10 protein-coding genes are annotated in these 12602 nt (G+C 65.5%); all 10 read right to left on the bottom strand.

Annotated features, from left to right (window positions below; translation table 11 throughout):
- Position 1: 1 nt before the first annotated feature.
- Complete coding sequence (puhE, locus tag Q8Q80_RS07660) at positions 2 to 853, bottom strand: putative photosynthetic complex assembly protein PuhE (protein WP_305632336.1); 852 nt, start codon at positions 851 to 853, stop codon at positions 2 to 4.
- Positions 854 to 858: 5 nt separating this feature from the next.
- Positions 859 to 1935 carry a magnesium-protoporphyrin IX monomethyl ester (oxidative) cyclase gene (acsF, locus tag Q8Q80_RS07665; RefSeq protein WP_305632337.1) on the bottom strand — a complete coding sequence of 359 codons (1077 nt, stop codon included), beginning with the start codon at positions 1933 to 1935 and terminating at the stop codon, positions 859 to 861.
- Positions 1932 to 2411, bottom strand: coding sequence for a photosynthetic complex assembly protein PuhC (gene puhC / locus Q8Q80_RS07670; protein ID WP_305632338.1), 480 nt, complete (start codon positions 2409 to 2411; stop codon positions 1932 to 1934). Before puhC ends, acsF begins: the two co-directional genes overlap by 4 nt.
- A gap of 10 nt (positions 2412 to 2421) precedes the next feature.
- Positions 2422 to 3144 carry a photosynthetic complex putative assembly protein PuhB gene (gene puhB / locus Q8Q80_RS07675; protein WP_305632339.1) on the bottom strand — a complete coding sequence of 241 codons (723 nt, stop codon included), beginning with the start codon at positions 3142 to 3144 and terminating at the stop codon, positions 2422 to 2424.
- Positions 3141 to 3911, bottom strand: a complete 771-nt coding sequence (gene puhA, locus Q8Q80_RS07680; protein ID WP_305632340.1) for a photosynthetic reaction center subunit H — start codon at positions 3909 to 3911, stop codon at positions 3141 to 3143. The genes puhB and puhA overlap by 4 nt, the downstream gene beginning before the upstream one ends.
- A gap of 25 nt (positions 3912 to 3936) precedes the next feature.
- Positions 3937 to 5385 carry a BCD family MFS transporter gene (locus Q8Q80_RS07685; protein WP_305632341.1) on the bottom strand — a complete coding sequence of 483 codons (1449 nt, stop codon included), beginning with the start codon at positions 5383 to 5385 and terminating at the stop codon, positions 3937 to 3939.
- On the bottom strand, positions 5382 to 6080 hold the full coding sequence (bchM, locus tag Q8Q80_RS07690) for a magnesium protoporphyrin IX methyltransferase (protein WP_305632342.1): 699 nt from the start codon (positions 6078 to 6080) through the stop codon (positions 5382 to 5384). Before bchM ends, Q8Q80_RS07685 begins: the two co-directional genes overlap by 4 nt.
- A gap of 25 nt (positions 6081 to 6105) precedes the next feature.
- Positions 6106 to 7005, bottom strand: coding sequence for a ferredoxin:protochlorophyllide reductase (ATP-dependent) iron-sulfur ATP-binding protein (bchL, locus tag Q8Q80_RS07695; protein WP_069040649.1), 900 nt, complete (start codon positions 7003 to 7005; stop codon positions 6106 to 6108).
- A gap of 78 nt (positions 7006 to 7083) precedes the next feature.
- The gene (locus Q8Q80_RS07700) at positions 7084 to 10875 is read right to left on the bottom strand and encodes a magnesium chelatase subunit H (protein WP_305632343.1); all 3792 of its coding nucleotides are present in this window, start codon (positions 10873 to 10875) and stop codon (positions 7084 to 7086) included.
- A 78-nt stretch (positions 10876 to 10953) separates the two neighbouring features.
- A complete protein-coding gene (bchB, locus tag Q8Q80_RS07705; protein ID WP_305632344.1) occupies positions 10954 to 12594 on the bottom strand; it encodes a ferredoxin:protochlorophyllide reductase (ATP-dependent) subunit B in 1641 nt (546 codons plus the stop codon).
- Between the last annotated feature and the right edge of the window lie 8 nt (positions 12595 to 12602).

Here is a 12602-nt window from a genome sequence, read left to right on the forward strand (position 1 = left end):
ATCAGGGTTTGGCGGCGTCGATGGTGACGATGCGGTGCGTGTGCACCGCCGTCGGACATTCATGATCCCGCTTCACGACCGGAGCCGATTTCTTTTCGCGCGACTTCAGGCCCCATTTCCACAGCGCGTTGAACGGCAGCGGCAGCACCATGAACCAGTGCTCGATCACCGCGAGGCCTGACATCGTGGTCAGCAGCGTGAAACAGACGGTTGTCGCCTCGCTGTTGCCGGCTGCACCGATCTGCTGGATCAGCAGAACGGTCACGACGGTTCCGGCCGTCACCGAGAACGGAAACAGCAGGTTCATGCGCCGGCGCCGGAAGAAGCTTTTCAGATAGGTCAGGTGCGGCGGCAGGAATTCCTCGCTGAAATTGCGCACGCCGAAATGCAGGTTCAGTTTGGCGCTGAGCCGCATGCCCCACAGCAGCATGAAGGTCCAGGTGCCGGTCTGGTTCGGATCGCCCCAGGTGATCGCCGCGATGGCGATGGCGGCAACCAGTATCGACAGCTCGTGATGGATGATCGCTTCCGTGGCGTGCCAGAAATGAGCCGCCCCGCCGCAGCCGTCCGGGCAGCCCTGCTTGCGCGGGCCGGTGATGAAGCCCATCAGGAAGGTCATTTCCAGCCAGCCCCACACGATGAGCGCACTGGTGAAGCTGCAGTACGTCATCGCGACCGACGTGTCGGCCGCGCTGTGGTTCAGCGCGAACAGTGCCGCCACCATCAGCAGGCTGGCCGCCAGCAGACTGTGGCGGAAAGTGTGCCGCGGCAGGCCGTCCAGATAGAGGATGGCGCCGGTGGCGAACCACCACAGGCCGAGTGCAAACAGCGCCGGTGTCATCCAGTCGCTCATCGGTGTCACCAGGCCGGTTGTATGCGCACGGACTCGGGAATGTCGTTGCGCTTCACCGGATGCAGGTAGAGCCGGGCAAAGGTGCCGAATGCCGCCACCGCGCAGGCGCTGCGCTTGACCAGGCCGATGACGCCGCCCTGTGCCTTGGCGCGCTCGTTCGCCTGGGCCAGCGCGAACAGACGCTCGAAGCCGGCACGGAACACCGCGCTGTCGGTGTCCAGCGTCAGCGGAAAGACCTGTTTGGAAATTTCCGACGTGATGCGGAAAACTTCGTAATCGTAGTTGTCGGCATCCAGACCCATTGCCTGATGCAGTTGCGGACGCATGTGATCGCGTACGTACATCGTGGCATACACGGCGAGCAGGAAGAACCTGACCCACAGCAGATTGCCGCCGCGCAGCAGGTGCGGATTGGCGCGCATGATCAGCGCGAACGATTCGCCGTGGCGGAATTCGTCGTTGCACCAGCGCTCGAACCACCGGAAGATCGGGTGGAAGCGCAGCTCCGGGTGACGTTCCAGCTGGCGGTAGATCGTGATGTAACGGGCATAGCCGATCTTCTCCGACAGATAGGTCGCGTAGAAGATGTATTTCGGCTTGAAGTAGGTGTACTTCTTCGTGCGCTTCAGGCCACCCAGATCGACGCCCAGGCCGTAATCCTTCAGCGACATGTTCAGGAAGTTGGCGTGCCGTGCTTCGTCGCGCGCCATGTACGACATCAATTCCTTGATGTCCGGGTTGTCGACGTTCTTCTTGATTTCGTTGTACAGCACGCAGCCGGAAAACTCCGACGTGATCGAGCTGATCAGGAAATCCATGAACTCCTGGTGCAGCTCCGGCGGCAGCTGCCTGATCTGCTCTCCGAAGTCTTCGGTGCGCTGGAAGTGATCGTGATTGTTGTCGCCTTCGTACTCGGCCATCATCACGTCCCATTCCGCGCGAACCGGGCTGACGTCGATGCGTTCCATCGCCGCGAAGTCCGTCGTGTAGAAGCGCGGGCTGAGCATGGTGCTCACGCGCGCCTTGGCGGTCGATTCCTCGGATACGGCAGCCGCGGCTGCGGTGTGGGTGGCGGTAGTCATTGCGGTGCTCCTGAGGCGTGCATTTCGGGCGACCGGGCAACGTCGAGCAACTTGACGAAGGCGCCGGCGTTGGTCGGGCCGAACGAATCGAGGTCGACACGGCGGTTGGTGGCGGGGTCGATCAGGGTCAGTCGGCCATCGGCCCGCCCGACCAGCTGGAAGGCCACGTCCGCACCGATGCCCTGGCGCTTGCGCTCGCGTGCGAGCCCGCGCAGCGTGCCGCGGATGAAGCCCTGCTCACCGACGATCGATTCGAGTTCGGCGCCGCTTCGGGCATCGATGACGGCGATGCTGCCGTCGGCCCTGTCCTCGAAGCGCAGATCGCGTATTGCCACGGCGGCGGCATCGGGCACGCTGATGTTCATGCCCGACAGCCTGACCGTGGTGACTGCCAGCAGCACGACCAGCAGCATGGCGCCGATGGCAATGAGCGGGCCGCGTGACAGCGGGTGATGCGAGACAACGTGGGCTTCCATGATCCTGACCTCAGTCGATCGCGAGTTGCGGGGTGTTGCCGTTCCGGCTGCGTGCAGGCTGCGTCGCTTCGCTGCTCGCGGCACGTACCGGCGACGCAGTCGATGCCGCTGCTGCAGCTTCTTCGCCCGCGGCCGCCGTCCATGCTGTCTGCAGGATCTGCGCAACATGGGCAGCATCCGGCACGCAGCACAGCATGGGTTCGGGCTTCGTCACGCGCCACGGGCGGGCATGCGGCCACAGGTGCAGCACCGCGATGCGTTCGCTGCCGCCCAGCGTCAGCGGAATGTTGCCGTGACCGTCCTTGTGCAGCTTGAGCCCGGCCGATTCGATGCGCCGCAGCGGCAGGTTGAACGTGAGGCTCAGCACGATGCCCACACGCATCACGACGCGCTTGTCGGTGATCGTATAGACCGTGGTGCGCGCCGACAGCCAGGCCAGCAGGGCCAGCGAACCAAGCGCGAACACCACCAGCGGCAGCAGCATGACGACCGCCATCGCCGCATCGCCGATGCTGCCTTCGCCGGACAGGATGAAACCCGCACGCAGGATCAGGATGGCGGTGAAGTAGCCGGAGAGCGCCGGCAGATGGAAGCGCTCGCGTGCCATGCGTTTCCAGTCCGGTGCGCCCTGCCACAGCACGTGTTCATCCTGCGGCAGCCGTTCCGGCAGCCCGAGCTGCGGTTCGAACTCGTGTTCGTGCCCGGTGTTGGGCACGGCCTTGAGCGTGCTCACAGCCAGGGCTCCTTGCGGCTGGCTTCGGCGTACAGCGTGCCGCCGCCGTAGTAGGCCATGACCTTTTCTTCCTCGAGGAAGGTGATCTGATCGGGCGATGCAAGACTGGGCACGCTGGAGAACTGGTGACCCAGGATGGACGCCACCTTGACCTGGCGGGCGCCGATGCGGCTGAAGTTCATCGGCAGCATCACGCGACGCGTGCCGCCACCGACCGGCACGTCAAGTTCGAGGTAGCGGAACATCGCTTCCGAACGGTCGACCCAAAGGTCGCGCACCACGCCGCCCACCTTGCCGTCGGCACCGACCACCGGGAGCCCGCGCGGATCGGTGTCCTGATGCGCGACGCCGTAGGCCGTGTCGGCACGCAGCGGCACGATGCGCAGGCGACCGTCATAGGTCACGTCCGGAATGTCGGCCCGGTCTGCATAGGCACCCGGTCCGACCCCATCGAGCATCGGATTGCCGGTCGGATTCAGCGGCGCACCGGGGAACCTGGCACTCGGCACCGCTTTCAGCGTCTGCGGTGACACAGCGAAGTTCGGGGCGGTGACGGTACGGCCATCCTGCAGCTTGTAGGTCTTCGGATCCGGAATCGCCGGGAAGCCCTGGACCTTGATGCTGCCCGAACGATCGGACTCCAGCGGGTAGCCTTCCCGCTTGCTCTCCTGGTGCAGGTAGTAGATCAGGCCGGCGAAAAAGGCCCAGAACACGTAGAGCGTGATCTGCGCGACGTCGATGTATGCAGTGATGGCACCCGTACCCATTTTGCTCTCCTTCTTGGAATGACGATCAGCCGGGAAACTCGGCCAGTCCGAACTTCGTGCTGCCTGGTGTGGAGGATTGATGCGCAGAGCGGACCAGAGGGCCGATCGCGATCAGGCTTGCGAACAACATGTAAATCTCGCAGTGGTAAACGAAGCTGTAGCCGGTCGCCGGACTGCTCAGCGCTGAACCGAGCGCGCCCGACGTGGCCAGTCCCGACACGACGTCGCGCAGCGCGCCGCCCAGTGCAATCGCCATGCCGGTGCAGGTGGCGTGTACCGCACCCCAAGCGCCGAGTGCGAGGCCATTCAGGCCGCCGCTTTCGAGTCCCATCGCGGCAGTCAGCGTGCCGACCGAGAACAGCCCGCCGCCGAAGCCGATCAGCGCCACGCCGACGCGGAACAGCGGAACCGAATGCAGCGGTTCGGCAAACACGACGGCCGAAAACGCGACGATGCCGGTCAACGCGCCAAGCGCCGCCAGACGGTAGGGATCGAAGCCGCGCGCCAGCACGCGTGCGGCCAGTGCGAAGGCAGCGATCGCGCCCAGCGCCATCATGGCGGTGAGCGACGTGGTGGCGCCGACGCCCATGCCGAGGATTTCGCCGCCGTACGGTTCGAGAATGATGTCCTGCATGCTGAAGGCCGCGCTGCCCAGACCGACCGCACACAGGTAACGGGTGGCGCGGGCGTGCTGCGAAAAGCTGCGCCAGACTTCGCGGAACGGCAGCCGCGGCGCCTGCTGCGCCTGCGTGCGCATGCCGCGCGGCTCCTGTTTCCACAGCGCGATGACGTTCAGCACCATCGTGAGCATGGCCGAGCCCTGAACCACCTGGATCAGTTTCAGCTGCGTGAAGTCGGCCAGCAGCAGGCCGAACACGATGCCGCTGACCACCATGCCGACCAGCAGCATCAGGTACATCATCGCGACCACCCGCGGCCGGTTCGCCGGCGCAGCGAGGTCGGTGGCCAGCGCGAGGCCGGCGGTCTGCGCGGTCTGCATGCCGGCACCGACCATCAGGAAGGCCAGTGCGGCGCCGGCCTGCCCGATCCACGCCGGACCCTGGGTGTCGCCGGACAGCAGGATGAGCGAGAACGGCATGATGGCCAGGCCGCCGAACTGGATCAGCGATCCCATCCAGATATAGGGCACGCGCTTCCAGCCCAGCACCGAACGGTGCGTATCCGAGCGGTAGCCGATCAGCGCACGGAAGGGCGCGAACAGCAGCGGCAGCGCCACCATCAGCGCGACCAGCCAGGCGGCCATACCCATCTCGACGATCATCACGCGGTTCAGCGTGCCGATCAGCAGCACCGTCGCCATGCCGACCGACACCTGGAACAGCGACAGACGCAGCAGACGCCCGAGCGGCAACTCCGCCGTCGCGACATCGGCGAACGGCAGGAAGCGCGTGCCCACACCCGTCCACAGCTTTGCAGCGCGGTCGTTGAGCGAGCGGGCGGACAGCGTTTTCATCTGCGGCGCAGCTCCAGTGCCTTCGATTTGTAGAAGCCGCTCGACACATGCTGCGAGCGGCCGATGGTCATGCAGTCGAGCGCCGGCTCTTCGTCGATCAGCCGGTGCAGCAGGGTTTCGCGTACCGGTTCGATCGACGGCGCGCGATCTCCGCGCGGGAAGAACTTGCCGATGAAGCGCATCGCTTCGAGCGCATGCGTGCTCGGCGGGAAGGTGAACTGGATCGAATGTTCGGTGCGCGCAGCGAGCCCGGACAGGACACGCACGGCGTCGTCGGCCCGGTAGTGGATCAGCGAATCCATGGCGACCACGTGGTCGAACCAGCCCAGCGCGGGATCCAGCATGTCGCCCGAACGGAAGTCGATCTCGCCGCCGTTCAGGTCTTCCGGCATGCGTTCGCGCGCCAGTTGCACCAGCGTGGGAGACAGGTCGATGGCCACCACGTGTGCGCCGCGCCGGGCCGCCTCGACCGCCAGCGCACCGGTGCCGCAGCCGGCGTCCAGCACCTTGCGGCCACGCAGGTCCTGCGGCAGCCAGTCGAGCAGTGTTGCGCGCATGCGGTCGCGCCCGGCGCGTACCGTTGCCCGCACGCGGCCCACCGGTGCGTCGGAGGTGAGACGCTTCCAGGCGTCGACCGCGGTGCGGTCGAAGTAGGTCTGGATCTGGCCGCGGCGATCTGTGTAAGAGCTGTTCATGGTGTCATCGGTCCCGTTCGAAGACTCAGTCAAAACCGAGCAGATCGAAAATGTCGCGGTCCTTCATCGGCTCCGCGATCAGCGGATCGGTGCCGGCCCACAGCGAAGCCGCCAGCCGCAGGTACTCCTGCTGCACTTCGAGCACTTCCGGGCTGTCGTCCATTTCGAACAGCGTCGATTTCTTCAGGCGACTGCGGCGGATCACGTCGAGATCGCGGAACTGCGCCATGGTTTTCAGGCCGACCCGTTCGTTGAAGCGGTCGATCTGGTCGGTGGCCGCACTGCGGTTCGCGATGACGCCGCCGAGACGCACCTTGTAGTTCTTCGATTTGGCCTGGATGGCGGCCACGATGCGGTTCATCGCGAAGATGGAGTCGAAGTCGTTCGCGGTGACGATGAGTGCGCGATCGGCATGCTGCAGCGGGGCGGCGAAACCGCCGCATACCACGTCGCCCAGCACGTCGAAGATGACCACGTCGGTGTCTTCGAGCAGGTGATGTTCCTTCAGCAGCTTGACCGTCTGGCCGACCACGTAACCGCCGCAGCCGGTGCCCGCCGGCGGGCCGCCTGCCTCGACGCACATCACGCCGTTGTAGCCGGGGAAAACGAAGTCTTCGGTGCGCAGTTCTTCCGAATGGAAGTCGACCGTTTCGAGAATGTCGATCACCGTCGGAACCAGACACTTGGTCAATGTGAAGGTCGAGTCGTGCTTCGGGTCGCAGCCGATCTGCAGCACGCGCTTGCCGAGCTTGGAAAAGGCGACCGACAGGTTGGATGACGTCGTGCTCTTGCCGATGCCGCCCTTGCCATACACCGCGAAAACCTTCGCGGTACCGAGCTTCAGCGAGGGGTCGAGGTGGACCTGCACGCTGCCCTCTCCGTCATTGCGTGACGAGCCCGGGTTGCGCGTTTTCAGCGCCGACAGCGGGACGTGGGTGGTGGTGACTGTGTTCACTCTGAAACCTCGGGTGTGTCCGCACGGGCGGACGGGGGGTAGGGGATTTCATGCGCTGACGGGCTGGAATACGCCCTCCAGACGGTCTTCCAGTTCTTCGCCAGCGGCCCGCAGCTTGGCCAGCATGGCCGCGTCGGGTTGCCAGTAGTCGCGGTCGTGGGCTTCGATCAGACGGTTTGCGAGCTTGGCGGCAGCGGTCGGATTGAGGCTGGCGAGCCGGTTGCGCATACCGTCGTCGAGCACGAAGGTCTGTGTCAGTTGCTGGTAGACCCACGGCGCAACCTGACCCGTCGTGGCCGACCAGCCCATGGTGTTGGTGATGTGGGTTTCGATCTGGCGCACGCCTTCGTAGCCGTGAGCGAGCATGCCCTCGTACCACTTCGGGTTGAGCATGCGGGTTCGTGTTTCCAGCGCCACCTGCTCCTGCAGCGAGCGCACGGCGCCGTCGCCCTTGGTCTGGTCGCCGATGTAGACCGGCGGCGTATGGCCGTTGCGCGCCACCTTGACCGCCTGCGTGATGCCGCCCAGCGTATCGAAGTAGTTGTCGACCGTGGTGACGCCGAGTTCGACCGAGTCGAGGTTCTGGTAGGTCAGCTGCACATCGGCGAGTGCGCTCTGCAGCAATGCGGTCTGCTGCGACGCGCGACCGGTGCGGCCGTAGGCGAAGCCCTTGCGGCGCGTGTAGGTTTCTGCGATTTCGTCCTCGTCCGACCAGCGGCTGCTTTCCACCAGGTTGTTCACGTTCGAGCCGTAGGCGCCTTCGGCATTGCCATAGACGCGCAGCGCGGCGATCTCCAGCGTGCAGCCGTGTTCCTGCTGATAGGCCAGCGCGTGCCGGCGGATCCAGTTCATCTCCAGCGGCTCGTCGGCGGTGGCGGCAAGCCAGGCCGCTTCGGCCAGCAGCTTGATCTGCAGCGGCATAAGGTCGCGGAAGATGCCGGACAGCGTGATCACCACATCGACGCGCGGGCGGCCCAGCTCTTCCAGCGGGATCAGCGTGGCACCGGCGATGCGGCCGTAGCTGTCGAAACGCGGCAGCGCACCCATCAGGGCGAGCGCCTGGGCGATCGGCGCACCTTCGTTCTTCAGGTTGTCGCTGCCCCACATGACCATGGCGATCGATTCGGGCAACGGGAAACCGTCTTCGGTGTAGCGGTCGAGCAGGCGCTGTGCCTGCGCAGCACCGTCCTTCACCGCAAATGCACTCGGAATGCGGAACGGGTCGAAGCCGTGGATGTTGCGGCCGGTCGGCAGCACTGCCGGCGTGCGCAGGATGTCGCCGCCCGGTGCCGGGCGGATGTAGCGACCGTCGAGCGCCTGCAGCATCGCGGCCACTTCGGTGTCTTCCGCCAGCTTGCCGTTGATGTCGACCAGTTCGTTGAACAGTTCGACCGTGCTGTCGTCGCGCGGCAGCCCCGACAGCTTGAGTACCCGGTCGATGCTCAGGCCGGCCACCAGTGCCTCGATCGCACTGCGTTCCAGCTGCTGTCCGTGCGAGGCATCGGCCATCGACAGCAGCATGTCGACGCGTTCCGCCTCCGACGGTGCGCGCCCGGCCACGTGAAGGCCATGCGGGATGAGCGTGTATTCGAGCTCGAGCATCTGCTCGGCCAGCTTCATCACGCGGGCGTCGGTACCGCCGGCGGGCGAAATGTCCCACAGCGGCTCGGCGGCGGTGAGGTCAAGTGCGGCGGCCTGCGCCTGCAGCACGACCGCGAGGTCGGCGCGCTCCGGCGATGCCGGTTCCATCGTGCGCCAGCGCTCGATGGACGTCTTCAGTTCGTTCAGACCCTTGTACAGACCGGCCTGCGCGATCGGCGGCGTGAGGTAGCTGATCAGCGTGGCACCGCAGCGGCGCTTGGCGATCGCGCCTTCCGACGGATTGTTGGAGGCGTACAGGTAGACGTTCGGCATGTCGCCGATCAGGCGGTCCGGCCAGCAGTTGCCGCCCATGCCGCTCTGCTTGCCCGGCATGAATTCGAGTGCGCCGTGGGTACCGAAATGCAGCACGGCGTGCGCCTTGAAGTCTTCGCGCAGGTAGCGGTAGAAGGCGGAGAAGGCGTGCGTCGGCGACAGACCCTTTTCGAACAGCAGCCGCATCGGGTCACCTTCGTAACCGAAAGCCGGCTGCACCGCGATCAGGATGTTGCCGAACTGCTTGCCCAGCACCAGGATGGAACTGCCGTTGCTCAGCTGCTTGCCGGGCGCCGGGCCCCACTCGGCCTCGATTTCCTTCAGCCACGGTTCGCGCCGCACGTGGTCTTCGGCGCTGATCAGCGTATGCACATTGGCATCGGCACCGTATTTCGACGCATTGCCGAACAGCACGCTGTCGCGCAGCGCATCGATGCTGTCGGGCAGGTCGACCTGGTAGCCCTGCTGCTTCATTCCCGTCAGGGTGTGGAACATCGATTCGAACACCGACAGATAGGCGGCTGTACCGACACTGCCCGCATTCGGCGGGAAGTTGAAAATGACGATGGCAACCTTGCGGTGGGCGCGTTCGCTGCGCTTGAGCGCCACCAGCTTGTCGACCCGGGCGGCCAGTGTCTGCGCGCGCTCGGGGCAGCTGTGCATGTCCTGCTTGTTGTCCGCTGCAGTGAAGGTGCAGGCGTGATGGCATCCGGTGCAGGTGACGCCGGGCGCGCCCGGGCGGCCGCCGAACACCATCGGGCTGGTCGCGCCGTCGAGTTCCGGGATGGCGACCATGATGGTGCTTTCGACCGGCAGCAGGCCGCGATCCGACTCGCCCCACTGATCGAGTGTCTGGAACTCGACCGGGTGCGCCGCGACGTACGGTACGTCGAGCTGCGCGAGGATTTCCTCGGCCGCCTTGGCATCGTTGTAGGCGGGACCGCCGACCAGCGAAAAGCCGGTCAGCGACACGACCGCATCGACGATGCTGTGGCCGTCCTTCAAAAAGAACTGGTCGATCGCCGGGCGCGAGTCGAGTCCGGCGGCGAAGGCCGGTACCACGCGCAGGCCGCGCGCCTCGAGCGCGGCGATCACGCCGTCGTAGTGACCGGCATTGCCCGACAGCAGGTAGGAGCGCAGCACGAGCACGCCAACCGTGCCGCGCAGTTCGCGACCGATCGGGTCGGGCAGCGCGGACGCTTCGTAGGCAAAGCGACCCGGCATGCGCGGGTGGTACACACCGACTTCCGGGTATTCGATCGGCGGCTGAACCTTGATCTTGCCGCGCAGTTCCTTGCGCGGGCCATCGGCACCGCGGTCGACGACGTGGCGCAACAGGTTCAGCACGTTCTCGTCCGAGCCGCCGAGCCAGTATTGCAGCGTCACGAAGTAGGCGCGCACATCCTGGGCGGTGCCGGGAATGAAGCGCAGCATCTGCGGGATGCGGCGCAGCGTCTTCATCTGGGCCGCACCGCCGGTGGCAGTCTTGCTCTTGTTGCCACGCAGGCGCTTGAGCAGCGCCATCGGGCCGCTGGCCGGCTTGTCCATGTCGAACTGGCCGAGACGGGTCAGCTTCACGACTTCGCTGGCCGATGCCATGCAGATCATGGCGTCGCAGTTGTCGCGACGCGCACGCAGGTCGTCGAGGATGGGCAGGAAGTGGTCTTCCAGGAACAGCATGCCGCAGACGATGATGTCTGCGCTGGCGATGTCTGCCTTGACGCGGGCGATCGCCGACTCGTTGCCGGCGTACTCCGACGCGGCGTGCAGGCTCACGGTCAGACCCGGAAACTCGCGCGACAGACGCGGCCGGGCGCGTTCGACCGCGCTCGCAAGATGGGTGTCCATCGTGACGATCACGATGCTGATGGGCTGCCGGGTGACCGCCGAGGCAGCGCTCGTATCGACGGCACGTTTTCTCAGCATCGATGGAAGTCCGATGGAGGTCATGCGTCGATCACTCTGTCGTGACGTGCGGCGCGCACGAAGTCGGCGGACACGGATTCAGCGTCCATAGTGAGCTTTGGCATCGTAGAGCGTCTCCACCGTGATCGTTGCCAGACCGTGTTCGCGTGCGAAGGCTTCGGTATTGCGCTTGGCCTTGCCACGCACGAAGAACGGAATCTTTTTCAGCTCGCGTTCGCCGTCTTCGCTCCAGGTCGGCTCGCCCGCGGCGGCGATGACGGGTTCGGGTGTCGCGACCGAAGCCGCAACCGGTTCGACGGGGGCGACGGCATCAGGCGCTGCAGCGTGTCGTGCGTCGCGAGCGACGGCCGGCAGATGGGACGCCGCTGCGTCATCGTGGAATTCGAAGTCGTCGCGGAACATCTGCAGCAGATGTTCTTCAAGACCCATCACCAGCGGATGGACCCAGGTATCGAAAATGACGTTGGCGCCTTCGAAGCCGTACACCGGGCTGTAGCGCGCCGGTACGTCCTGCACGTGGATCGGGATCGAAATCACCGCGCACGCGACGCCGAGACGTTTGGCGATGTGGCGCTCCATCTGGGTGCCGAGCACCAGTTCCGGTGACGCAGCACCGATGGCCTGTTCCACTTCGAGGTAGTCGTCGCTGATCAGCGCCTCGACATCGTAGAGTTTCGCGGCATCGCGCACGTCGCGCGCGAATTCGCGGCTGTAGGTGCCCAGGCCGACAACGGTGAAGCCCATTTCTTCCCTGGCGATGCGTGCGGCAGCGATGGCGTGGGTCGCATCACCGAAGATGAACACGCGCTTGCCGGTGAGGTAGGTCGAATCGACCGAGCGTGCATACCAGGGCATGCGCGACAGCGAGGACGAAAAGCCCGCAACGCCCGGCTGTTCGGAAGCCAGCAAGGCCGACGCATCGATGCCTGCCAGCTGTGCGACTTCGGCGATGAAGTCGCGCGTGGCGCCGACACCCATCGGAATGACGCGGGTGGCCGGCATGCCGAAATTGCGCTGCAGCCACGACGCGGTCGTGCGCGACACTTCGGGGTAGAGGTCGATGTTGAAGTCAGCTTCGGGCAGGCGACGGATATCGTCCGGCGACGCACCGAGCGGCGCGATCACATTGACGTCTATGCCCAGCAGGTCGAGCAGCCGGCGGATTTCCTGCACGTCGTCGCGGCAGCGGAAGCCGAGCACGGTCGGGCCGAGCAGGTTGGCGCGCGGGCGGCGACCTTCGGCGCGTGCCGGACGCGGCGTGCCCGGCGGCGGCACCTGATCGGCGAGCAGCGCACGCACCACGTGATAGAAGGTTTCGGCTGCGCCCCAGTTCTCCTTCTTCGAGTAGGACGGCAGTTCGAGCGGGATGACCGGGATCGGCAGGTTCATGCCGCACGCCAGCGAGCCGGACTGATCCTGGATCAGTTCGGCGGTGCAGGACTCGCCGACCAGCAGCGCCTTCGGCTTGAAGCGTTCATACGCTTCGGCCACGGCGGTCTTGACCAGATCGGCGGTACTGCCGCCCAGGTCACGCGCCTGGAAGGTGGTGTAGGTCACCGGCGGGCGGCGGTCCTGACGCTCGATCATCGTGAACAGCAGGTCGGCGTAGGTGTCGCCCTGCGGGGCGTGCAGCACGTAATGCACGTCGCGCATCGAGGTGGCAATCCGCATGGCGCCCACGTGAGGCGGTCCTTCGTAGGTCCACAAGGTCAGTTGCATCAGTTGCT

Source organism: Methyloversatilis sp., from assembly GCF_030698125.1.
Classification (GTDB): Bacteria; Pseudomonadota; Gammaproteobacteria; order Burkholderiales; family Rhodocyclaceae; genus Methyloversatilis.